The following is a 25,770-nucleotide window of genomic DNA, read 5'->3' on the forward strand; positions in this document are numbered from 1 at the left end:
CCCATGACACCACTTCCTATTCATCTTTCTGGAATTACCGTAAGAAACCTCAAAAATCTTTCCGTCACTTTTCACTCTGGGGAAATCGTTTTACTCACTGGCGTTTCGGGATCAGGGAAGTCCTCATTAGCTTTCGACACAATCTATGCTGCAGGAAGAAAACGCTACATTGCAACTTTACCAACATTTTTCTCCACAACGCAAACCTCTCTTCCTAATCCTAAAGTCCAAAGCATTCAAGGACTCTCTCCTACAATTGCCGTAAAACAAAACCACTTTGCCCATCATCACCATGCCACTGTAGGAAGCACTACAGAACTTTTCTCTCACCTTGCTCTTCTCTTTGCTCTAGATGGTGAAGCCCGAGATCCCGAAACTCTTAACACCTTAAATATCCAAAGTAAAGAGCAGATCCTCGCTACCTTACAAGATCTCCCTGAAAATACCTCTCTTACTCTTCTTGCTCCCCTTCTCCACAAAGACCCTATGGGAGTACAAAATTACATTCGGCAAGGTCTCACAAAAGTCTCTATCCTTGGAGAATCCCATCCTATATATGAATTTCTCTCTTCTGGAATTCCCGATGATTCCCCAGCCGAACTCATTTTGGACTCTCTCATCAAAAATGAAAGTAACTCTGCAAGGTTAAAGGTGAGTCTATTTTCAGCATTAGCCTTAGGGGAAGGCTCCTGCTCTGTTCTTATCGGTCAAAAACGGCACTCCTTTTCTACACAAGTTCACCTTGGCAGCCGCACATTCTCCCCCCTCACTCCTCAGGACTTCTCCCCAACAAGTCTTCAGGGCCGCTGCCCCTTATGTCAAGGCTCTGGCCTACACATCACCATCCAAGATCCCCATCTTCTCAATGAAACCCTTTCTATCCGAGAAAACTGCTGCGCCCTAGCAGGAAATTGTTCTACTTATCTCACTCATACGATTTATCAAGCCTTAGCCGATGCGTTACATTTCAGCTTAGATACTCCCTGGAAACTTCTTCCTAAACACATCCAAAACACCTTCCTATGGGGAGATAAACATCTTGCTCTTCCTGTCCGTCTCTTTGACCCTGTTACAGGGAAACGCTCTCTTTCCTACAAGCTTTGGAAAGGGGTTCTTAATGAGATCGCAGATAAGGTACGCTATGCCAAACAACCCTCGAGTCAGCTTCCTGAGGGAACTACATGTCATACCTGCTCACAATGTCATGGATCAGGAATTCATGAGTATGCCTCTGCAGCTTCCTGGAAGGGGAAGACATTTTCTGAGTTCCAACAGCTTCCCCTTTCTGAATGGCTCGCGTTTCTCTCTTCACAAACAAAATCCTCTTCTACAAAGGAGATTCTCGAAGGCTTATGTCAGCGGCTTTCTTTCCTTGTGGAATTAGGCTTGGGCTACCTCACACCAAACCGCTCCTTAGCAACCCTCTCTGGAGGAGAGCAAGAACGCACTGCACTTGCAAAACATCTCGGCGCTGGTCTTCGGGGAATTACCTATGTTCTTGATGAGCCTTCTATAGGCTTACATCCCCAAGATACGGACAAGCTCATTTCGATGATCGAAAAACTCCGCGATCAGGGGAACACTATCATTCTCGTAGAGCATGATGAGAGGATGATTTCTTTCGCGGATAGAATCATTGACATTGGCCCTGGTGCAGGAATCTTTGGGGGGAAAATTCTCTTTAATGGCACCCCTCAAGACTTTCTTTCTTACGGCACATCTCTCACAGCAAAGCACTTAAGAAACGAGCTTTCTATTGCCATTCCTGAACCTCGAGAAAAAGCCTCATCTTGGCTCTCGCTAACTCACGCCACCACAAATAACTTAAAGAACATCTCCATACGTCTTCCCTTACAGCGGCTCTCCACAGTCACCGGCGTATCAGGATCAGGGAAGTCCTCCCTAATTAACGACACTCTAGTCCCTGCTGTGGAAGCATTCTTACATAGCGGACAACTCCCTGACACCTTATCATTTGAACATGGCACCATCTCTAGGCTCATCCATATCTCTCGGGATCTCCCTGGGCGCTCCTCACGCTCCATTCCACTCACTTTCATAAAAGCTTTTGACACACTTCGCGAGCTCTTTGCCTCTCAATCCCATAGCAGATCCTTAGGGCTAACGAAGTCCCACTTTAGCTTCAACTCCCCGCAAGGAGCCTGCACAGAATGTCGCGGATTAGGAGAGATTTCTCTATCTGAAGATGAGCCTTCGACAACATGCCCCGAATGTCACGGCTCCCGCTACCAAAAGTACATTCTCGAAGTTACCTATCGGGGAAAAAATATTGCTGAGGTTCTCGCAATGACCTCCTATGAAGCAGCTACTTTCTTCTCTCACCTCCCTTCCCTTTACGAAAAGCTCCATGCGTTAAACTCCCTAAGGTTGGATCACCTCCCCTTGGGAAGGCCTCTATCTACACTTTCTGGAGGGGAAATTCAAAGGCTAAAGCTTGCCTATGAGCTTCTTTTGTGCTCATCAAAACCCACTCTCTATGTCCTTGATGAGCCTACGACAGGACTGCACACCCACGATATCCTTGCCTTAATCCAGGTTCTACGTTCGCTCACTCACCAAGGACATACGGTTATCGTGATAGAACATAACATGCATGTCGTAAAAGTTTCTGACCATGTTCTCGAACTCGGTCCTGAAGGAGGACAGAAGGGAGGGTATCTCATCGCCTCCTGCTCCCCTAGGGAACTCATCAAGCTCTCTACCCCCACAGCACAATGTCTTGCTCCTTATATGTCTATGAGCTCCCAGCCCCCTAAACTCCCTCCTAAAACACCTTCTTTGAAAAGCAACCAGAACATCTTTATTGAAAATGCCTATCACCACAACCTCAAGCACTTAAACCTTTCTCTTCCTAATAACGCCTTAATTTCCGTAGGGGGAGCCTCAGCATCAGGGAAGCACACTCTAGTCTTTGATGTTCTCTATGCTTCTGGGAACATTGCCTATGCGGAACTTTTCCCTCCCTATATCCGTCAGGAGCTCCTTAAGGAAACTCCTCGTCCCCATGTGGGGAAGGTCCTTGGGCTTTCTCCCGTAGTAGCTGTAAGAAAACGAGGAACTCAGCGTCATTCCAGTCACACCCTAGCTTCAGCACTAGATATTAGCGATAGTTTGGAAAAGCTGTTTGCTCTTCTTGGAGAACCCCACTCCCCTATTACTGGGGAAAAGTTAGAAAAACTCACTCCCCAAGGATTTATTGATACCCTAATGAAGAACTCCTTAGATCTCTATGTTACTGTGACGGCACCTTTGCCTCCTGAGGAGAATCTCGAGCTCTTCCTCCAGGCAAAACGTAAAGAGGGCTTCTTAAAGCTATTCGCAAATGGAAAAATCTTTGATCTTGATGATCCTCTCTCCTTCCCTCTTGAGGATCCTGCTCTTGTCGTACAACATATAAAAATCTCCCCTAAAAATAAGATCTCCCTACTCTCGGCATTATCTTTATCTCTATCCCTATCTCCAACTCCTAAACTCTATATCCATGATCATGACCGTCTCCATATGCTTCCCTACTCCCAAAGTTGGCAAGATTCCTTAGGAATTTCCTATCCTGAAATTTCTAGAGATCTCCTCTCCAGGGACCACAAAGAAGGCCAGTGCCAGCAATGCCGCGGCTCAGGGAAACTCCTGACGTTCTCCCTCCACCACCATAAAGAAAAACTCCGCCACTATACCTTAGAAAAGCTCCTAGCATTCCTCATCCCTAAATCTCTTCTTTCTTCCACTCTTAAAGCTCTCCCTATCCCGCAAAACATTCTTATAGAAGATCTTAGCGAGAAAGACTTCCAGAATCTCTGTCTAGGGACTCCTCAATACCCAGGACTTGAAGAACTTCTTAAAGAACACATAAGCTATACAGATCCTTTGATTAAGCCCTTCCTTATTTCGGAGGTCTGCTCTGCATGTGAAGGTTGGGGTCTTCATGACTATGCTCGCAATGTCCGTATCAATGCTATATCTCTGCCAGAGATCTATCAGGAAGATACGACCTTTTTGAAACGCTTCCTCCAAGAAATCCGAGAAGATTGTGCAAAGCTCCTTATTCAAGATCTAAAAACTCGTATTTCCTTTATTGAACAAGTCGGTCTTGACTACATCTCCTTAAAGCAAACACAGGACACTTTAAGTGAAGGAGAGCGCTATCGCCTCCATTTGGCAAAAAAAATCTCTTCTAACCTTACTGATATTGTCTATCTTCTCGAATCTCCCCTAGAGGGACTTCATCCCCATGACTTCCCACTGCTCCTTGCGCTGCTAAATACTCTTGTTTCTAATCACAATACCGTTATTGCAACAGATCGAGGGAACCTTCTTGCTCCCTATGCACATCATAGCCTCTATCTTGGTCCCAACTCCGGTCCTGAAGGAGGCTTCCTGTGTTCCCCTGAGGAAACTCCTCTCCCTGAAATTTCTATCCCTCCTGTGGACCCATCCTTACCTAAATTAGCTGTAAACCTCTCCATCCATCACATTCAAAATCTCGAAGTCTCTGCTCCTTTACGTTCTGTTGTTGCCCTTGCAGGAGTATCGGGATCAGGGAAAACTTCTCTTCTGCTTGAAGGCTTTTACAAAGAAGCTCTGCGTCAGAAGTCTTCCTCGATATTTTCTGATATTCTTATTTTAGATTCCCATTCTTTACCTTCCTCTCAGCGCTCCGATATTAGCACCTATTTCGATATCGCTCCGCATTTACGTGCATTTTATGCTTCGCTAACAAAAGCCAAAGCTCTGGGGATCTCTGAGACGATGTTCAGCACAAATACAAAAAAAGGCCAGTGTGCGGATTGCTTAGGCATGGGCTATCAACTTATAGACCGCGCATTTTATGCTCTGGAAAAACGCCAGTGCCCTACCTGCTCAGGATACCGCATACAGCCCCTAGCACAGGAGGTAACCTATGAAGGAAAGCACTTTGGGCAGCTACTTCATGCTCCTATTTCTGCTATCGCTACGATGTTCCCTTTTATTCGGAAAATCCAACCTGCTTTGCAGGCTCTGCAACAACTAAACCTTGGCTATCTCCCTCTTGGAGAAAAGCTCTCTTCCCTCTCACAAAGCGAAAATATGTCCTTAAAAATTGCCAAAAACCTCTACCTACCTTTAAAAAAGCCTACGCTAATTCTTATGGATGAGATCTCTTCCTCTCTGGATTCCTTAAGAAAGCGTAAGCTCCTCATAAAATTTCATGAACTTGCAGCTTCTGGCCACTCAATTTTCTTCATAGAGCACGATATAGAAATGCTAAAGTACGCCAACTATCTTATTGAACTCGGCCCTAAAGCCGGAAAAGAGGGAGGGAAACTTCTCTTTTGTGGTCCCCCGAAAGAACTCCCTTCTAGTACTACCTCGATCCTTAAAAACTATCTACGCTTTTAAAGGGGGCGCTCCTGAAATAGTCTCTCATAAGAGGCTCTGCATACATCACGCTCTTTCTCAAGGCCTAAACAGTGAGCATATAAAAACTTCTGCGACAAGAGCAGTTGGCGCTCCCGAAACGAAAGCCCCCCCATAATGCTTCCAGGAGAGATGCATTCGCGAGCTAACAAGGAACAGGGCAAAAGAAACTCTCGGTTCCCTCCCTTCTGAAAATGCGCTTCGGCATGCTCTTGCCCTTTTGCAAGGGCAAGCCAGCAGCCGTACAAAACAAACACCTCGTGACAAGGATCTTGTCTTAACTCAGGATCATATAGATTAATTAAGTCATAAGCTTCTTGCTTCTCATGCATCCATAATCTTGCACGGATTTCATGAGGTAAGAGATAGAGCTTCTCCCAAGCCTCAGGAAGGTGTTTTCTTATCATAGGAAGCACCTCTAAGATCCTCTCCCCCTGAGAACAAATCATTGCCTCATTAGCAAACAGCTCAAAAAGATAAAGGATCAGCTCAGGAGGTAACATTTCAATGCGGGAGAGTCCCTCATCTCCCTTAAGGATACTTTGCAGATCTTCTATGAAAACATACATCTTTTCTGGGGCAATCTCTACAGCTTCCTGAGAGAGTTCTATACTAAGAACGCGGCGTTTAAACTCCTCAGCATACAGCTCTAAAAACTCACTATATTTTATCTCTGCAGCGACATAAAAGATCTCTGCAAGGGTACGAAAATCCCGCAACTCCCAAGCTCTTTGGAACAATTCCGGAAGAAGCGGCATAAATCCCGACCAGAGACTCAAAAATAACTCCATTTTCAAAGAACGCAGCTGAGGAGGCGCGATCCCCAAGCGATACAACAAAGAACTCTGAAGCTTATCTTTAAGGTAGCCTAGGAAAGTCTTTTCTTGTCCTACAGAGATCAGCTCGGGAGCAACCTGAAGCACTAGAAGAAGAAACACCATCGTAACGCTATGACGCTTATGCAAACTCTCATATAAACGATAAATAAGGTGATCCTTAAGCCGAGAAATTTCAGGGTGTTGTGAATAGCGCTTTAATGCTAACAAAAGGCTCTTTACTTCCTCATGAAACTCCCCTAGTCTTTGATAGACAAGAGCTTTTCCTAAATACTCTAAGGGTGCAAGGACACTTTGATGTAAAAGAGAAAACTCCTCAAGGGCACAGGAAAAGCCGTCAAGATCATCCTCAAAGGATGCCTTTTCCATCAGAGCAATGCCAGCTCGAAATAGCGCCTCACATCCTTCCTTACGTCTAGGGAAAGACTCCGCTATTCTCTTATAAAACACTAATGCACGATCATAGAGTTTCTCGGAAAGGAACGCATCAGGAACTGCAAGGCAATTAACATGCAAAGATCCACTGCTTTCAAATACCCCAATTTCTCCAAGAATCTCCTCCATATTTTGAACAAGAACGCCTATATGCCCGCCACGGCTGGGCATGTAATCTACATACACAAGCCACAGAGCGCTATCTATATAAAGAGATAGGCTATTGCTACACTTCTCTAAAATTATAGAAAAAGCCTCTTTCTGACCATAGATCTCCTGAGAGATCTTCTGAATTTCTAGCCCGTTTTTCACGAGAGACACAGAAAGCACGTTCTCCTTCATCTGAAGCCAAAAACCATACCCTCGATAAAAGGAATTATCGATAGAGTTTACAGAAGGAGGAAGAAGAACCCCGAACCCCTCAACAACCCCACGTCGCGAAAGCGTACACTCCAGACGAACCTCTGAGAAGCTTTCCACATTAGAGATCGCTAAACGATACCATGAAGAAGGCAGCACTTCCAACATGGGGAAATATTTCGATAAAAGAATTGGCTCGCACCACTTCCAGCTCTGCCTCCCCTGAGGATCAAGGTTTTTCTTATGTATCCATTTGGGGTTCCCCTGCACGTACCTCTCAATATCCTCCTTTAGCTCCATGACAGAACTATAGCGAACACTGGGGTCTTCAGCTAAGGCCTTAATCACCACAGATGAAAGAAACGGAGGGATCTCCCGATAAGGCGCAACATCCTCAGGAGGAGCAATTAACACAGGCTCCCTAAGGATTTTCTTCCCGCGCGCCCTGTGATAAGGGAATGACAGAGTCAACATTTGATACAAAATCACCCCTAAGGCATAAACGTCCGTACTCTCTGAGGCTGGATTTCCTAAAAGACGCTCCGGTGCCATGTAATCGGGAGTTCCTACTAATTTTCCATAGACTGTCATCTGCTGAGGAGATTCCCCAAGGGAGAGTTTCTGTTCACTCATGCACTGGGGCTCTAAGCATACACGGGATACCGCAGCGCCCCAATCTAAAATCACCACTTCACCAAAGAGCCCTAGAAGAATATTGTCAGGTTTAAGATCCCGATGGAGAACTCCCCGAGAATGCACATAGGATATAGTCGCGCAGATCTTATAGAAAATAGATAAAAATGCTCCTACAGAGGTTTTCTCCGCAAGCTCCTTAGAAAGTCCCTCCTGTTTCCATACACTTTTGAGCAAGCTTTTTAAGGTATAACCCTCAATATAAGGCATGGTGTAGTATACTGGATCTTGGTTACTACAGATCGTATATACAGGAACTACTCCAGGATGCACAAGATCCGCAGCAATCTTTGCTTCCCTAAGGAAACGTTGTTTCAACAGTGTATTATTAGAAAGGTCCTTGCGGATATTTTTTAACGCAACATGCCGCGAGCACACAGTATCATAGGCAAGGTACACCTCACCCATTCCTCCTTTACCTATGAGCCTGATGATCTTATATCTTTGCAAATGCCCTCAGCCTCTCCTAAGATAGCGATACTAGCTTATCTAAAACCCCTTGCAATTCTAAACGATAGTTCCTCAACGCTTCCTCTTTATCCTTCACCAGCTGCGGATTTGCCTTCAACCGAAAACTCTCGCTACTTAGTAAGTGCGTAGTACTCTCTATAGCTCTTTGTAATCGCTGACTCTCCTTTTCTAATCGTCCCTTTTCCTTAGCAAGATGCCCCTCAGGAACAAAAATCCCTAGGCGAATACTGTCAATAACCCCTAAGCTATATACACGATCTCTAGGCTCTTCCTGCACACATTGAATAGAAGATATCCCTCCAAGAGCCTGAATAATAGAGAAGTAACGCGTGATCTCAATATCCTCAGGACAAAGCACAAACGCCTCTAAAGGAACTCTAGGATCTAATTGCATCTCTCCGCGGATATTGCGTACTGTGTATACCAAACGCTGGGCCAAAGTAAATGATGCATGAAGATCTTGAGGAAATTCTATAGCAAAAGCTCGAGGATAAGGGGCTTCTATACATGCTCTCGAGCGCAACATTGCAACAACATGATGCGTAAGTGCATCGCCATCTCCCTCAAGCATCGGCCCCAAGACCTCCTGAACCTTAAGAAATAAAGACTCTGTAATAAAAGGAACTACAGGATGCAACACACCCAACATACTGACTAACAAAACCAACAATAGCTTACGTTTGGTTTGTCTGTCCTTCTCACTCCCCTGCTTTCCAAAGAGTATAGGCTTGATAATCTCAATATATGTTGAGCATAGGTCATTACGGAAAAACTCGTAAGACATCATAGCAATCTTATCAAAAGCATACACTTCATATGCCTCATGGAGTTTCTCAATCAGCTGGTTAAACCCATCAAGAATATAGTAATCTTCTAGCTGCAATGTACTTTGATCTATCCCAGAAAGAAGATCTTGACAGCGCATCTCAGAAATATGCCCTAAAATAAACCTCGCTCCGTTCCAAAGCTTATTGGCAAAATTTTTAGATTCCTCAAACAAACGAAAATCAAGATCTATCTGTTCTCCTCTGTTCGCACAGGAACACAAGGTCATGCGAACCGCATCTGCTCCATACATCTCTATCATCTCTATGGGATCAATCACATTCCCCTTGGACTTTGAGAGCTTCTCCCACTTAGCTATAACATCTTTAGGGAGCTCTTTTCCTAAATCATACTCACGCTTCTCTGCTCCAGAAATGTAACTCCACTCACCCAGTTCATTATAGCGCTTGTAGGACTTCCCAAAAATCAACCCATGCAAAAAGACCTCAGAAAATGGCTTTTCCCCATACATGGCAAAGCATAGAAGCACCATTCTCGTCACCCAGAAAAACAGAATATCATGGCCAGTGACTAACACTGACGTCGGATAAAACTTCTTGAGATCTTCGGCATTCTCATCTGGCCATCCCAAACAAGTCAGAGGCCATAACCCAGAGGAAAACCACGTATCTAAAACATCTGGATCTTGCTCCCAAGATTCAGGATCTCTAGCCACCTCTTCAGGGACTCCTTCACCATCATAGCAAATGATCCTTTCAGGGTCCTCTTTATGATACCATACGGGAATACGATGCCCCCACCAAAGTTGACGGCTAATGCACCAATCCCGAAGATTATTTGCCCACGCTAAATAGTTCCTCTTAAACTCTTTAGGGAAAATACGAATGCTCTCGCTATGAACAAAATCACATACCTCCTTACGGAAGCTGTCTACAGAAATAAACCATTGCTTCGATAGATAAGGCTCTATTACTGCTCCAGACCGATAAGAAATTCCCACCCGCAGCGTATACGGCTCCTTTTTAACAAACAACCCTGCCTGATCTAAAGCAATAAGGATTTCCTCGCGCGCCTTTTCCTTATGTAATCCCTCAAAAGGCCCGCCGTTTTCATTGATTTTCCCTGAGGGCGTCAAGATATTGATCTTAGGCAGCCTATGACGCTCTCCCATTTGGTAGTCATCTTTATCATGTGCAGGGGTGATTTTTACAGCTCCCGTTCCAAAATCAGGATCTACAAAGGTATCTCCCAAAATTGGGATCTCCCTTTGGACAAAAGGCACTTCTAATTTCTCCCCGATAAACTCCCTATAGCGCTCATCTTCAGGATGTACAGCAACAGCAGTATCCCCTAATAGGGTCTCAGGACGCGTTGTTGCCACTATTATAAATTTCTCAGATCCTACAACACGGTAGCGAATATAATACAACCACCCCTCTTTCTCTTCATATTCGACTTCATCATCAGAGAGGGCAGTTTGCAATACAGGATCCCAGTTCACAAGATAATACCCACGATAAATATTACCTTGATCAAAAAGCTTCTTAAAAGCCCGCTTAACAGCACGACATGCTGAGGTCTCTAAAGTAAAGCGCTTTCTCGTCCAGTCGCATGAACATCCCAACTGCTTAAGCTGTGAAAGAATGACTTCCTCGCTTTTTTCCTTCCATTCCCAGACATGCTCTAAAAATTCTTCTCGAGAAAATTGACTTCGTCGTTTCCCTAAAGTCTCAAAAAGACGCCTCTCAACAACTGCCTGCGTAGCAATTCCTGCATGGTCTGTTCCTGGAATCCAACATGTCTCAAACCCCTGCATACGCTTATATCGAATTAATACATCCTGCAAGGTATTTACCAAAGCATGACCCATATGCAAAATTCCCGTAACATTTGGAGGCGGCATCACAATGGAATAGGGAGGCTTAGAGCTTGAAGAATCAGCTGTAAACATCCCTTTCTCCTCCCAAAAAGCATAAAGAGCTTTCTCCACCCCTTTAGGATCATATGCCTTAGGCAATTCTTCTTCGTTCATACTTTCAATCCAACAACATATTTATAATTATCTATAATCATCAAAGAAATCGAATCCCATTAGGCATCCGAGAATTCATCTACTGAAATCACATCCATCCAAAGATGATGACGTCGGCTGATAATTTCTTTATCTCCGTTCAATAAAGCCACGCGATAAGAAACTATCCCCTGATTCTCTTCATACTCATCATCTTTGATGCAATACACACGATATCCTGACAACTGGGAAATGTCATAAGTTAATTTCTCCACTCGACCACAGCCGTGGTACACCCAAAGCTGCAAGGTAAGCGGCAAACTCTTATGCATACGATGAGGCAGACTCCAAGTTACAACCACCTGCTGACCAAAGATTTCGTGCATTCCTGCGGATTCTATCCCAAGTTGAGCAGCAGCAGTATACTCGTTGTCAACAAATTCTGTAAAAGAGGATAACATAGGCTCAGAACAGCCTGAAAGGCACAACACGCCTATAAAAGGTAACAAAATAAAAGTGAGTAATGCTCTACAGTAGTAATAGCGCAAAAACAAAAGCAAAGAGTGCAAACGACTCGACGATCCCGATTGAGGCATAACATTTACCATAGATTGATGAGGATCTTGCATAAGCTTGAATTCCACTGACACAGCATTTTCCTTGCATCACTGCAGAAATTAACAAAGCGGCCCCTACAGATACCCCTATAGCAATTCCTCCAATAGGAGATAAGGATCCGCTCTTTATTGACCCTTGCATGATCAACATTAAAATAAACCCATAAATAGATTGAGATGATGGCATTGCAGACATGCCGATAAGTTTCCCGTGTCCCTCATCTATCCGAGACATCACAGCGTGCGAAGCTACACCAGCTATACCACAACCTATGGCACTCCCTATCATAGCTAGTCCCAAAACTATAGCCGGCCCGATAACAGATAAATCTATCATATGTACCTCTTTGCGATCTCTTAAGAAAACCTTTTGTTATAAAATCAATAGCGGTGAGTTTATCAAACCCTAGAATTATTATCTAAACGAATCCCTTAAACATCGAAATCTTCATTACAAACGATTTTCCTCAAGGGCCGTAATAATTTCCCGCCTCCATCAAAACAGTAATGATACCATTCAATAAAGTTTAACCTTAACCCGTGAATTACCCCTCCCATAATAGACAGAACAATATTCACCATATGCCCACAGAGAATAATTACTGATCCGATAAGCATTGGGAAGCGCGATCCTATTTGATTAAAGGTAGCTCCCATCATTGCCCCCGCTAATCCTAAAGCATAAATACGCAAGTAAGAAAGGACATCAGAAAACACCTGAATTACAGCAACAACCTCGTCAATACCTCTCCAGCTTCTTTGTACTATTGCAAGAAGCACTGCTACACCTATTCCTACAAAGACTCCATAATAGCCAATAGTCGCCCCCAAAACATACGGAACATGGAATACATAGTGGATTATAGACACTGCATGCAAATAGGTTGGAACGTACAAGTAAGCACAAATCATGAAAATAATCCATCCCAGACCGGAATAGCGAAAACGCGAATACCGCAACATCCCTAAGGCAAGGTGAACCACCCCAACGATCAAAGCAAGCTCCATTAAGATACTATCGATAAACTTATTGTACACAATTGCTTTAGACTCTCCTCCGGAGAAGTCTTCTTTAAGCAAAAAGGCCTCAGGATTATCTATAGATTTTAATAGAGGATATTCATTTACAAGTTCCTTATATGCCTGGGGACGATTCGTTACGTAATATTCAGCTTTTTTCAATGCTAAAATATGTGTTAGGGAGTACTGACGTAAAAGGCTTTGATTACTAAATGTCATACCAAAAAAGGAGGTCGTTGCGGCTCCCCAACACATGCAGCCAATCCCTAAGATAGAAGAGGTCTTTAAGAAACGCGACAAAGCTGCCGAAGTTCGTTTTTTCCCCCGACTCTTATATACAAGGAATAAAGACGTCAGAAGAAAAAGCAGACCATATCCTGCATCGTTCACAATCATAGAAAAAAACACTACAAAGGAGACAAATACCCAAGAAGAGGGGTCCTTATCGGAAGAAGCTGGGGTATCATAAATATTTACTAGGTCTTCCCCCATCTTACCGATGCCTTTATTTTCAAGATACGTAGGAACAACTTCTTGATCATCTATAGCGACTCTCTCTAAGAATACTTGATGCTCCTTGCATATATGTGTAAGTACTTTAACCTGATCCGAAACAACCCAACCTACTACTGCAAATGCCTTGCCTTCAAACAGCTCTTCACAACACTCTTCAGCATGATGCAAGTTTTGCTCATTTATGCATGCACAAAGCCCCATGCTAACGTCATGCCGGTACGCATAGAGCTCTCTCAATCTTTCTGTCTTTAGTCGAATTTCCCTTTGTACATTGACTATTTCAGCTTGAAGTTCATTTACAGATTTCGCAGCATCGATCTCCGTATAGACATTATTCGGGAGCTCTACGACTCCAACGACAACATAATAATCAAAGTTATATGCCGTCGAGAGGTAGAACATATTTGATATAGGAACCTCTAGATTCTCACCTTCGATATGTTTCCTGTAAAAGAATCTTAGGCTAAGCCCTGAGCGCTTCTTAAGCTCTAAAACCTCTTCAGAAGAAAAGCTCCCCAAGGGCTTTACCCTAACGACTTCTTTATTTAAGGTCTTTACCTTTTCCGAAAGCTCTTGAATCTCACGATGTAATAATAAAACTTGATTGATGACTTCATCTACGGAGAGCTCTTCTCCCTTCGCAATCATTAATGCTTCTGAAGAGCGTTCCTGTTCTAGCTGATGAAAAATCTTCAAGCATTTAATAAAGTGACTTGTATTTTCCGTTGCAATAACATGCTTCTTCGAAACAAATTCTACGACACCAAGATCCCGACAAGCAGAAAAAAACGAAGTTTTATCACGACCTATAAAGAGGTACTTGTGAACATCTACGCGCATGGCTCTCCTCGTTTTCTCTGCTCGATTTTTTTCTTGGCAATTTTCACCTGGCCGATATCTGTTATACTTCGGTCACTTAAAAACACTGCTATTTTCTTCAGAGCTTGGATTGTTTCAGGAATTAGCTTCTTCTCAAACAAATTCACACGAATAGAAACTGCTCGCAACTCTGACTCAAGTATTTGCTGCCGCTGCATCGCAACTTCTGCCATAATCTTCCCTGTGACAAACTCTTGGGAAGACACAATTAAAGCGTCCATCCATATAGGAGTATCTAATAAAGAATACTCCGTCTGACTTAAGGATATGCTTTTCACAACAGGGATTTCGACCCCTGCAATGTTCTCATATTCCTTATCTACGTGCTCCACGACAAAGCTTTCAAAAATACAATCGACATAAAGAGGCAAGCTAAACAGTTCAGCAAAAGCATAGAGCCTTTCTTTAGCCTGGGAATATGCGTTTTGTTTTTCTAACGCATCGCGAGCTGCATTTTGCACTTCAGCTTGAAGCAAAGCTTTTTTAAGCTTCAATGTAGGCAAGTAGGTTTGCAAACGCGCAAGCTTGACTTTCTCCAAGCGATACGCATTCTTTGTCAGTTTTATCTGTTCAGACATGTTTGTGGCCAATACTTATTAATAAGCTGTTGCTTAATTCCCACTTCTTCAGAATGGAAGCTCTGAGCTAAAATCTTCCATCCAATATCCAAAGCTTCTTCTAAAGGAATATTCACCTCTAAACTCATTAGGCGACTTTCAAAAAGCTCTGCAAAAGCTAAAAGCTTTCTATCCCAATTAGACAACCTAAAGCCCATTGCCATTCTTTCTGCAGCCTTACGGGAGTCTGCATATAACCGAATTAGCGCATTAGCTAAATCCCCATGATCCTCTCGGGTAACTTTCCCAATTACCAATTGTTTAAGTCTCGATAACGACCCAAACGGATCTATCCTGTTATTTTTCAGGTAAAACTGCCCTTCCGTAATAAATCCTGTGTTATCAGGAACAGGATGTGTAATGTCATCTCCTGGCATTGTCGTGACCGTAATTACAGTAATCGATCCTCCACTAGCAATATCCACAGCTTTCTCATAACGCAAAGCAAGATCCGAGTACAATGATCCAGGATACCCACGATTTGCAGGGATTTGATCCATAGTAATGGCGATCTCTTTCAAAGCATCTGCAAATGCTGTCATATCTGTCAGTAGCACTAAAACATTTTTCTTTTGCTCTACAGCAAACTTTTCTGCACATGATAGGGCTATATCTGGTACCAACACACACTCTACAGGAGCATCTATAGCCTTATGGATAAACATCACACACTTATCTTCGAAACCCAACTCCTTAGCTTTCTCTACAAAGAAGTTGTAATCAATAAATGTCAGCCCCATCCCTCCAATCACAACAATATCTGCGTCTGTTTGAGCTGCAATTCTCATAAGTAAGGCGTTGTGATTCTCACCAGAAGAAGAAAAAATAGGAATTTTCTGAGACTTCACCAAACAATTAAATACATCAATCATTGGAATATTAGTTCTTACCAAATCCCTCGGGACAATACGACATACAGGGTTAAAAGTAGGAGTCGAGATTTCTATAGGCTCTCCAAAACATTCTCCCTCATTATCTATAGGTTTTCCAATCCCATTCAGTCTCCTCCCCAATAAAGACTCTCCAAAAACCACCTCCATAGAGCGTCCTAAGAAGACAACCCGGTCCCCTGTAGATAATCCCGAGGTTCCTCCAAAAGCTTGTAGGGTGACTTTTTTCTCATCAAAACGTAAAACTGAAGCGTATGAAGACCTCCCATCGGCACGCTCGATTTGAGCTAGTTCTCCGAGACAAGCTCCCTGAGCCTCTACAGTAATTAAGTTTCCTTTAATATCAGTGATTCTTGTGTATATTGTTCGCATACCTTTACACCGACTCTACCATCTTAGCTTTCAGCAAGTTCAGAATAACTTCCATTCCTTCCATATACTCTGGAGAATGAAATACCATTCCATTTAAAGATTTAATTTTACTTTGCAACTCTAGGAAAAAGCTTCTTGCATTATCCATGCTTTCAAAAATAAACTTCGCATCAAAAATACGACTCATTAATGAAAATAGTTCAATTTGCCGATCAAACGGACAGTAACAATCTACCGGATCAAAAGCGTTTTGCTGTAGATAACAAAAATCGTATAGCTCAGCTTTTAAGAAGATTTCCATATCTTCCATAGAGATTCCTTCTTCCCCGACAACCTCCATGCGCTTACCGATTTCTGTTCCTTCCCGTATAAAATCTCCCGCCTTTTCTACCGCAACTCCCCATCCCTTCACCTTATGCTCTAGAATAGATGCCACCTTATGTAGATATTTCGACCAAGAAATCATCGGATCTATGGAAGGGTAACGGCGAGCATCTGCTCGAGCTTTGGAAAGCCCACAAAAAGCCCCAACAACAGAGAGTGTAGATTGTGTTACAGGCTCTTCAAAATTTCCTCCTGCAGGGGAAACCGCCCCACAGATAGTTAAGGATCCTTCGGAACCATCTCGCATACGCAATACTCCGCTACGCTCATAAAATGCTGCGATGCGTGAAGACAAATATGCTGGGAAAGCTTCCTCCCCAGGAATTTCTTCCAATCGTCCTGAAATTTCACGTAAAGCCTGAGCCCATCTTGACGTAGAGTCTGCAAGGAGCAAGACATTTAACCCCATCTGGCGGTAATATTCTGCGATCGTGATCCCTAAGTATACAGAAGATTCTCGAGCCGCTACAGGCATAGAGGATGTATTACAAATAATACACGTCCTATTCATTAACGAGGTCTTCGTATGGGGGTCTATAAGATGGGGAAATTCTTGCAGTACCTCGACAACCTCCCCTGCACGCTCTCCGCAAGCACACAGCACCACAATATCTACTGCAGCATATTTCGACAGGTGATGTTGCAACACTGTTTTCCCTGCACTAAAAGGTCCTGGAGTACAAAATGTCCCCCCCTTTAATATAGGGATCTGCGTATCCAAAATACGCAGGCCCACGTCCATAATCTCGTGAGCAGCAATTCTTTCTCCTTCGATTAACGACTGCTTAATAGGCCATTTCTGTACCATAGTAAAGGCATACTCTTCCCCTTGGGCATCACGAGCTTTAGCAACTACGGTATTAACATTGTAGTTCCCTGCAGAGATTACCCACGTAATGGTCACCTCTTTAAAACAAGCAAAAGGCACCATAATTCTATGGTCAAAGCGGCCTTCTTTTACGATCCCTAAGGTATCTCCTCGCTTTAAAACGTCTCCTACAACAGCTTTTGGGCTATACTCCCACAACACCTGATCTGAAAGAGGATCTACATATTTCCCTCTCTGCAAAAACGAGCTATCTTCAGCAAGCTCTTGCAGCCGATTTTGCAATCCATCGAAAATCCCCTGCAGCAATCCAGGCCCAAGTTCTGCTTCTAATAGGTGCCCAGAAAAAGTCACTACAGCATCACGGCGAACTCCCTGTGTATCTTCAAACACCTGAATTTTTGCTTCTTGACCAACAATTTCAATAACTTCCGCCTTAAGCCAAACATTTTCAACATTAACATAAGCGACTTCGCCTAGGCGTACGTGGCCATCAAAACGAACACGCAGTAAATTGCCATAAGCTTCGATAACATACCCTTGTGTTGTTTGTTTTAAAGCAGCTACCATGTGATTGCCTTTTCTATCTGGTTAATGATTTCTCTTCCCTTCTTAGCATTTGCCAAATGATTGCGAATTGCAAACATATAAGACGCAGCCTTTGCCAATATAAGATTTTCATCAAAGTACGCGTTACGATAGAATTCTTCTAACTTATGAAATTCATAGAGCAACAACGTGCGATGCAAAGTATGAGGTAAACGCCCGTAATCTGCCAAAAGATCTTTTAAATCTGAAAACTCCTGAGGAAGCTCGTAATTGGGGGCGTCTTTTTGCATAAGAACTTGTAGCACAACAGGATCCGAACTGTCTTCATTTCTTAATAAATACGAAACGTCTAAATGTAAAACTTTTGCTCTAAATCCTGCTAAAACAACCCTTAGCTGTTGTTTAAAGGTAAAATACTCCCTTAAGAACTGAGAAGAACTATTTTGATAATATGTTAAAAACTCTCGAACAAGAGAAGAAAACTCCTTAAGCCTTTCTTTTGGTGTTCTATATGCCAAAAGAAAATCCTTAAAAAACTCTTCAAACTCACAATCCTCTGTCCATTGTTGATAACGGACTAAACTAGCAACATTTTCTTGAGTTACTGTCCCAAAAGAAAAAGGAAGAGGCTTATCGGCCCAAAAAAAAGCAAAATTCTCGAAATCAAAAAAACGTTTCAGGACTGTATAGTAATGTAAATCCTTAGAAGATAAGTTTAAATCAAACAAATCATCCAAAATATCTATAGAAAATACAGGAGACGCTTCAGGTTGCTGAGAAGGTAGAAATGAAGACAAAAAATAATATTGAGTCATGATAACTCTAAAATTAGTTGCAGATTCTATCTAACGATTAGAAACTAACTTTAAGATCCTTGGAATATCATTTCACGAAAGTCTTTTTGCAAATAGCGCAAAAATAGCTCTAGCAAAGCCTCTGAACTCAGGTCTAACACCCAGTCCTTATCTTCCACCTTAAGCTGAACTCCCCCGGAAAAATTTCCTATTATAAGGCTTTTCTTTCTTAATTTTGCTGTTACAGATTTTCCTAAAAGCTCATTCACATTACGAGGAGAAACATGTTTACCTATGTAAGCACTAAGACTTCCTGTAATTCCTTGACCCTCTACTGCAGAAATCATTGCCTCCATAAGCTTTGCAACAAACTCAGGATCTATTGTGATCTGCTCTAACCACTCTGCCAAGGCTTCTCGGAAAATTGTATTTTCTACAGCTTGCTTTAAAGACTCTAACGTACGCTTTCCAGCTAAAGCTAAAGCAGCTTCTCCTTGTTTTATCTTATGACTCGCTTGATCTTCTGCAGAAAGAATTATCTCTTTCGCTTGCTCTTTGGCATCTTGGATGATCCTTTTAGCTTGCTCCTTAGCATTACAAACAATGACTTCTGCTTCTTCTTCTGCTGGCTTTAAGGTTTCTATTCGCAAAGCATCACATATCTGCTTCAGCTTATCATTTGCTCCAAGATCCGCCATAATTTTACCGCTTGCTAATGAGAAACAGAGTGTTTAAAAAAAAAGATAGCTCTATAATTCAACTAGGTTTGCAGTTTATAGTATCGTCATATTTAAATGAAATTAAATAAAAGTTTTTCATGAAACACTTGGTTCTGATTGCAGCTTTATTCACAATATCTTCTGTGTATGCATCTCCTCATAGACAGACACAACCACAACAATTTCAGCAACAACGCTCTAAAACTCCACAGCGCTTTCGCAAATCTTTCAAAAGTCCTGAGATAAAAAAGCCTACCTATAAGCAGCCTAAAAGGCATTCTCAACCAAGAAACAAAAAGAAGTTCTCTCAGAGAAAGCCTTCGTCCCCTAACCTTTTATGGTCATCGTATTCTGGCGTGGGTTATACGATAAATTACCCCGAAACGTGGCAATGCATTGATGATAAAACTCAGCTTCCTGAAAAGCTTGATGCAGTATTTATTGGTCGTGGAATAGGGCAACTTACACCAACCATTAACCTTGCACAAGAAATTACTTCTAAGGGGATTTCTGAATATGTTGAGGAAGTATTAACGTATCATAAAACTCAAGATACCACTTTAGAGTCATCGATTTTTACACATATCCAATCTCAAAGCGGGGAATTTACGATTATAAAAACAGAAAAGAACTCTTCTTGGGGGCGAGTCTATTGTCTCCAAGCAATTGCAGTTTTAAACCATACGGCATACATTCTTACAAGCACAACCACATTAGAGGACTACCCAGAACTTTCTTTGATCTTCTTTAAAGCTGTAGCCTCCTTTTCATTAGAAGCTTCAAAAATTCCATCAGGGGATGCAATCCTTGAAGAAGCTTTAAAAAAGTTTAAAGAAGAAACTCTCGCACATTAACTAAGAAAAGAACTTTCTTTGTGCAGCACGTGATTCTGCAAAGCATCGAAGATGAAGCGTATTGCAATTTTCTTCCCATCTAAAACGAGATTCAACACTACAGGAAATCGAGAAAATAGCAATTGGAATGGGATTTCTACAGATTTATCGCCATGCATAGATACAGAAACCGCAGCATCCCCAAGAATAGCATTTGCATCATATATTCTAGAGCATAATGCAACAAACTGACGAATAGCATTACGCATCGCTGTATCAAAAGTAAACGTCGATGCACACAAACTACAGGTCAAATTTTGCTCTACATCAAAAACAGAAAAAGAAACTGAGCCTTTATTACAACAGGGACAAGAAAAAGCTAATAGCTGAGTGTTTTTGCTCATGATGCGATCTTTTTTTCCTTCAAGGCAAGAGTTTTAAAGAAAAGCTTAAAAAAAGACAAGCTCCTAAGCCTCTGCCGCCCCTATTTGCTTAATGAATTCAGTAACTGCAGCCTCAAGAATTTGAGTATCCCCAGAAAATATACGGATTCCCTCAGCAAGCTTTTCTGTAGCCATAGCATCTTCATTCATTAAGAAACGAAACGCGCTTTCCGTAAGCTCTACAGATTGAATATCTAAAGACTTTACCTCTGCCGGATCTAGCTTTTTCTCAATCTTCTCTTGACCTCTTCTCAACTCCTCTATCAACTTAGGAGAAATCGTTAAAAGATCACAACCAGCAAGAGCTAAAATTTGTTCCTTTGTTCTAAAAGATGCAGCCATAATCTGCGTAGGAATATCAAATTTTTTATAATACGCATAAATACTAGAAACAGAAGCAACACCGGGATCAGCTTCTATTGAATACCCCTCTTCACCATAAGCTGCTATCCACCAATCATAAATACGCCCAACAAAAGGAGAGATTAGCGTTGCTTTCGCTTGAGCTGCAGCAATTGCTTGAATAAGGTTAAAAACCAGGGTTACATTACATGCTATCCCTTGACTTTCCAGCAACTTCACAGCTTGAATTCCTTCCCACGTCGCAGGAATTTTCACTAGCAAACGTTTCTTATCTCCACCCATGGTTTCATATAGTTGAGATAAAAAAATGGCTCTCTGCACAATAGCTTCTTTACTAAAAGATAAACGAGCATCTACCTCTAAAGAAACCCTACCGGGAACGTTTTTTAAGATCTCCAAACCAAAATTCACCTGAATTTTATCTAAGATAAAATTCAGAGTTTGAACGTCGTCGCCATTTTGTTGAATCCCCCAAACTACTGCTTCGTTGAGTAATTCCTGGTATTTTTTCTCTTGTGCAACCTTTAAAATCAAAGAAGGGTTTGTCGTAGCATCACGGGCACCTGAAGACTTTACTAGGTCAGGATCACCACTATCACAAACGATAACGCTCCACTGCTGTAGTTGATCTAATTGACTAGACATAAGCCCCCTGTCATCATTGCTTCTTCTAAGCCAAGCTATCAAAAAAAATGATTACTATCAAGGGAGGTTTGGTTCTTATTCTTTCCGCCCCTCCCCTTAATTTTCTAACTAACAAGTACATTCAGATTCGCTGACAAAATCAAAAACGAGATCCTCTTGTTCTTTCTCTAAGTAGTGTTTTATTCGCTTATGAGTTTCAAATCCCGTACCTCCAGGAATCATGTGCCCCATAATTACATTTTCCTTGAAGCCTAATAAATAGTCTGTCTTACTACTGCATGCGGCATCCGTCAATACACGTGTAGTATCTTGGAATGAGGCAGCGGAAATAAAGGATTCTGTTCCTAATGAAGCCTTAGTAATTCCTAACAACACAGGAACTGCCTGCGCTGGCTTGCCTCCATCTTCTTCTGTACGGCGGTTCTCTTCGTAAAACTCTTTTTTATTAACATCTTCGCCAAAAAGGAATGTTGTATCACCTGGATCGGTAATACGGATCTTTTGTAGCATTTGTCGCACGATAATTTCTATGTGCTTATCGTTAATATCCACACCCTGCAGACGATATACCTCTTGAACCTCATTCACGAGATATTTTTGCAACTCGCGAACACCGCAAATTTCCAGAATCTCATGAGGAACTACTAAGCCATCAGTAAGTTGCTGTCCTTTAATCACACTATCGCCACGCTGAACTATCATGTGCTTTGTTAGCGGAATCAAGTGTTCTTCTTCCATGCCTGTACTCTCGTCCCGAACTACAAGAATACGTTTATTTTTCTGGATTCCCTTAAAGTCAACAATCCCATCGATTTTTGCAATGTCTGCAGCATCTTCAGGTTTACGAGCTTCGACCAATTCTGCAACTCTAGGCAAACCACCAGTAATGTCTTTTGTCTTAATCGCGCCACGAGGGAGTCTAGCCAAAAGCATTCCAGCATCAACTTGCTGGCCTTCTTCTACAGAAATAATAGCTCCAGAAGGGATAGCATAAGTTCCTACAAGTTCTGAAAAATCTTGATCACTATAAATAGCAATTTGAGGGTGTAGCTCCCCTCGATGCTGCTTCACAATCAATTCTACAAGCCCAGTATTTTTATTTGTTACCTTCTCTGTAGAAATTCCTTCAACCAAGTCTTCATATTTTACAAATCCTGGCTTATCGCAGATAATAGGAATGTTATGTAACTCAACCTCTGCTATCTTCTGCCCTCGAGATACACTCTCTCCATCCTCTACAAGAATCTTTACTCCAAGCTCTACAGGGAAAGTTTCCAAACTTTCTATAGATTTTGTACTTAAAAGTTTCTTGTATTCTTCAAGACTACGGCCCTCATCGCGGACAATATGCACTGCCCCCATCTTATTCAGGACTAAATTATTTCCATCCTGTCCTTTAACAAATCTTAGGTCAGTATAAACCAATACCCCATCATAGCTAGCAACGAGCTCAGGAGTTGAAGATGTTGCAGCAATACCTCCAAGGTGAAACGTTCTCATTGTTAACTGCGTTCCAGGCTCCCCAATAGATTGTGCAGCAATAATTCCTACAGCCTCTCCTAAGCCAATAAGTCTACCATTAGCCAGATTCAAGCCATAACATTTCGCACATACACCACGACGACTTTCACAAGTTAATGTAGAGCGAATTTTTATCGATTCAATTCCAAAGTCGTCAATAGCCTCAGCCTGTGCAGAAGTTAGCACATCGCCATTTTGAGCCAATAGCTTACTTTTATCTCCTGGTTGATAGATGTCTTCAGCCAGAGTACGGCCATAAATACGGTCTTTCAAAGGCAAAAGCTCTTCAGATCCCTGACGAACAGCAGATACCTCAATATGGTTCAATGTTCCGCAGTCTCTTTCCGTAATGATAACATCCTGAGCAACATCAACAAGCCTTCGCGTTAGATACCCAGAATCCGCAGTTTTCAACGCTGTATCGGCTAAACCTTTACGCGCTCCGTGAGATGAAATCGAATACTCTAAAACAGTCAATCCTTCTCGGAAATTCGAAGTAATCGGAGATTCAATAATTGCTCCGTTCGGCTTCGCCATCAATCCCCGTAATGCCCCCAACTGCTTCAGCTGAGAACGGTTTCCTCTAGCTCCAGAGTCAATCATTAAGAACAAAGGATTATGCTTACTATGAACTTGCTTACTGATTTCTACGTAAAGCGCGTTAGAAAGCTGTTCTGAAACCTCAGTCCAAATACTAATCGTTTTAGAATGACGCTCTCCATCTGTAATAATCCCATCTTCATACTGCTTTCTAACAATAGCAACCTTACTATATGCATCCTTGAGCACTTCTTCTTTAACTTCTGGGATTCTAACATCTTTCAATCCCATAGAAATCGCAGCTTTTGTTGCTTGAGCAAAGCCAAGATCCTTCAAGTCATCTAGGAAACGCACCGTAGCTTCAAGACCAACTTTTTTATAACACTGCAAAATCAGCTCACTGATCCGTTTGCTTGGCATACTATAATTTTGGAATCCTAACTCTTTAGGAACGATCCTATTAAACAACACCCTTCCTGGGGTGGTTTCAATAATCTGGCCATCAATACGGACTTTTATCTTTTCATGGATATGAATCCCTCGTCCTGTTTCATCACGACGATTTTCTAAAGTTTCGTCTAAAAATCCACCGTTATTTAGCGCTCTTAGAACCTCTGTTACATCTTTAAAGACCTTCGTTTTCTCACCGTGATCCTCAGGGAAATACGTAGGATCTGCCATAAGGTAATACAACCCTAAAGTCATGTCCTTAGAAGGAATCGCTACAGGCTTTCCAGAAGAAGGAAGAAAAATATTATCTGGAGCCATCATTAAAACTTTAGCCTCTAGCTGTGCCTCTATAGATAAAGGCACGTGAACAGCCATCTGGTCTCCATCAAAGTCTGCGTTAAAAGCAGCACAAACCAAAGGATGAACTCGGATTGCTTTACCTTCGATCAATACAGGCTCAAATGCTTGGATTCCCAAACGGTGAAGTGTCGGCGCTCGGTTTAAAAGTACGGGATGCCCTTTAATGATCTCCTCTAAAACATCCCACACTTCAGGAGCCCCACGTTGAATCATTTTCTTCGCAGAGCGAATAGTATACACACTTCCCAAGTCTTTCAGTCGTTTAATAATAAATGGCTCAAATAACTCTAAAGCCATTTCCTTAGGAAGACCACATTGGTTGAACTTTAACTCTGGGCCAACAATAATTACAGAACGTCCGGAATAGTCTACACGCTTTCCTAAAAGATTTTGACGAAAACGCCCATTCTTTCCTTTCAACATTTCTGAAAGAGATTTTAAAGGACGATTTCCAGCTCCCATTACAGGGTGCCCATGACGTCCGTTATCAAACAGCGCATCTACAGCTTCTTGCAGCATACGCTTTTCATTTCTCACGATAACTTCTGGAGTTTTTAAACGTAAAATCGCTTTTAAACGATTATTACGATTAATCACACGACGATACAAATCATTTAAATCTGAGGTAGCAAACCGTCCCCCATCTAAAGGAACTAAAGGACGAAGATCAGGTGGAACTACAGGAATATTTTTTAAAACCATCCACTCAGCGTTATTAGAAGAAGAAACAAATCCTTCAATAATCTTCAAACGTTTTGCAAGCTTCATTCGTGCTTGCTGTGATTTAGTTTTACGTAAACGCTCCTTCAGCTCTTTGAGTAAACTCTGGAGATCTTCTGATTTTAAAAGATCATAAACTGCTTCTCCCCCCATTTTGGCGACAAAAGCATCTTTACCCCAACGCTCAACAACTTCACGATATTGCACATCATTTAAAAGCTGTTTTTTTGTCAAATCTGTCTTGCCCGGATCAATAACTACATATTCTTCGTAGTAGATTACACGCTCTAGATCAGAAGCTGTCATTCCCAAAACATTACCAATTCTAGAGGGGGTGGTTTTGAAAAACCAAATATGCACAATGGGCACAGCTAATTCGATATGCGCCATACGCTCACGACGAACCTTAGATAGAGTAACCTCTACACCACAGCGATCGCAAACAATTCCCTTGTGTTTAATCTTCTTATACTTCCCACAACAGCATTCCCAATCCTTCGTAGGACCGAAAATTTTCTCACAGAACAAACCACCCTTTTCAGGCTTAAATGTACGGTAGTTTATTGTTTCGGGCTTTTTAATCTCTCCACATGACCACTTATCTCGAATTGTAATATCTGAAGCAATACCTATTTCTAATTTATCAAACAGCCCTTCCTTAACTAAGGCTGAAATGTCTCGAGAATTTTCTCCGAACATTATCTT

15 protein-coding genes are annotated in these 25,770 nt (G+C 42.1%); 2 read left to right on the forward strand and 13 right to left on the reverse strand.

The window, feature by feature from the left end:
• The first annotated feature begins 3 nt into the window (after window positions 1-3).
• Window positions 4-5,397, forward strand: a complete 5,394-nt coding sequence (gene uvrA, locus G5S_RS04575; RefSeq protein WP_013713046.1) for an excinuclease ABC subunit UvrA — start codon at window positions 4-6, stop codon at window positions 5,395-5,397.
• Here the strand turns inward: uvrA and pknD are convergent.
• The 10 genes from pknD to G5S_RS04625 form a co-directional block, all read right to left on the reverse strand.
• A complete protein-coding gene (gene pknD, locus G5S_RS04580; protein ID WP_013713047.1) occupies window positions 5,394-8,189 on the reverse strand; it encodes a serine/threonine-protein kinase PknD in 2,796 nt (931 codons plus the stop codon). The two genes, uvrA and pknD, sit on opposite strands and share 4 nt — an antisense overlap.
• Before the next feature lie 16 nt (window positions 8,190-8,205).
• Window positions 8,206-11,028 carry a valine--tRNA ligase gene (locus G5S_RS04585; RefSeq protein WP_013713048.1) on the reverse strand — a complete coding sequence of 941 codons (2,823 nt, stop codon included), beginning with the start codon at window positions 11,026-11,028 and terminating at the stop codon, window positions 8,206-8,208.
• Window positions 11,029-11,087: 59 nt separating this feature from the next.
• Window positions 11,088-11,636 (reverse strand): hypothetical protein, encoded by a 549-nt coding sequence (locus tag G5S_RS04590; protein ID WP_013713049.1) that lies wholly within the window; start codon window positions 11,634-11,636, stop codon window positions 11,088-11,090.
• A complete protein-coding gene (locus G5S_RS04595) occupies window positions 11,536-11,961 on the reverse strand; it encodes an ATP synthase subunit C (protein ID WP_021756765.1) in 426 nt (141 codons plus the stop codon). Before G5S_RS04595 ends, G5S_RS04590 begins: the two co-directional genes overlap by 101 nt.
• 95 nt (window positions 11,962-12,056) lie before the next feature.
• Complete coding sequence (locus G5S_RS04600; protein ID WP_013713050.1) at window positions 12,057-14,000, reverse strand: V-type ATP synthase subunit I; 1,944 nt, start codon at window positions 13,998-14,000, stop codon at window positions 12,057-12,059.
• The gene (locus tag G5S_RS04605) at window positions 13,991-14,617 is read right to left on the reverse strand and encodes a V-type ATP synthase subunit D (protein ID WP_013713051.1); all 627 of its coding nucleotides are present in this window, start codon (window positions 14,615-14,617) and stop codon (window positions 13,991-13,993) included. The genes G5S_RS04600 and G5S_RS04605 overlap by 10 nt, the downstream gene beginning before the upstream one ends.
• Complete coding sequence (locus tag G5S_RS04610) at window positions 14,602-15,918, reverse strand: V-type ATP synthase subunit B (protein WP_013713052.1); 1,317 nt, start codon at window positions 15,916-15,918, stop codon at window positions 14,602-14,604. Before G5S_RS04610 ends, G5S_RS04605 begins: the two co-directional genes overlap by 16 nt.
• A gap of 4 nt (window positions 15,919-15,922) precedes the next feature.
• Window positions 15,923-17,698 (reverse strand): V-type ATP synthase subunit A, encoded by a 1,776-nt coding sequence (locus G5S_RS04615; RefSeq protein WP_013713053.1) that lies wholly within the window; start codon window positions 17,696-17,698, stop codon window positions 15,923-15,925.
• A complete protein-coding gene (locus tag G5S_RS04620; protein WP_013713054.1) occupies window positions 17,692-18,492 on the reverse strand; it encodes a DUF2764 family protein in 801 nt (266 codons plus the stop codon). The genes G5S_RS04615 and G5S_RS04620 overlap by 7 nt, the downstream gene beginning before the upstream one ends.
• Window positions 18,493-18,542: 50 nt before the next feature.
• A complete protein-coding gene (locus G5S_RS04625) occupies window positions 18,543-19,169 on the reverse strand; it encodes a V-type ATP synthase subunit E (protein ID WP_013713055.1) in 627 nt (208 codons plus the stop codon).
• 119 nt (window positions 19,170-19,288) lie between these two features.
• Between G5S_RS04625 and G5S_RS04630 the strand changes: the two genes are divergently transcribed.
• On the forward strand, window positions 19,289-20,044 hold the full coding sequence (locus G5S_RS04630; protein WP_013713056.1) for a hypothetical protein: 756 nt from the start codon (window positions 19,289-19,291) through the stop codon (window positions 20,042-20,044).
• On the opposite strand, the gene G5S_RS04635 is transcribed toward G5S_RS04630, so the two are convergent.
• The 3 genes from G5S_RS04635 to rpoC form a co-directional block, all read right to left on the reverse strand.
• Window positions 20,041-20,427 carry a hypothetical protein gene (locus G5S_RS04635; protein ID WP_013713057.1) on the reverse strand — a complete coding sequence of 129 codons (387 nt, stop codon included), beginning with the start codon at window positions 20,425-20,427 and terminating at the stop codon, window positions 20,041-20,043. The genes G5S_RS04630 and G5S_RS04635 overlap by 4 nt on opposite strands.
• A gap of 63 nt (window positions 20,428-20,490) precedes the next feature.
• A complete protein-coding gene (gene tal / locus G5S_RS04640; protein WP_013713058.1) occupies window positions 20,491-21,474 on the reverse strand; it encodes a transaldolase in 984 nt (327 codons plus the stop codon).
• Between the two features lie 108 nt (window positions 21,475-21,582).
• Window positions 21,583-25,764: a DNA-directed RNA polymerase subunit beta' gene (gene rpoC / locus G5S_RS04645; protein WP_013713059.1), complete on the reverse strand. Its 4,182-nt coding sequence runs from the start codon at window positions 25,762-25,764 to the stop codon at window positions 21,583-21,585.
• Window positions 25,765-25,770: the final 6 nt, after the last annotated feature.

Origin of the sequence: Chlamydia pecorum E58, from assembly GCF_000204135.1 — a bacterium.
Lineage (GTDB): Bacteria > Chlamydiota > Chlamydiia > Chlamydiales > Chlamydiaceae > Chlamydia > Chlamydia pecorum.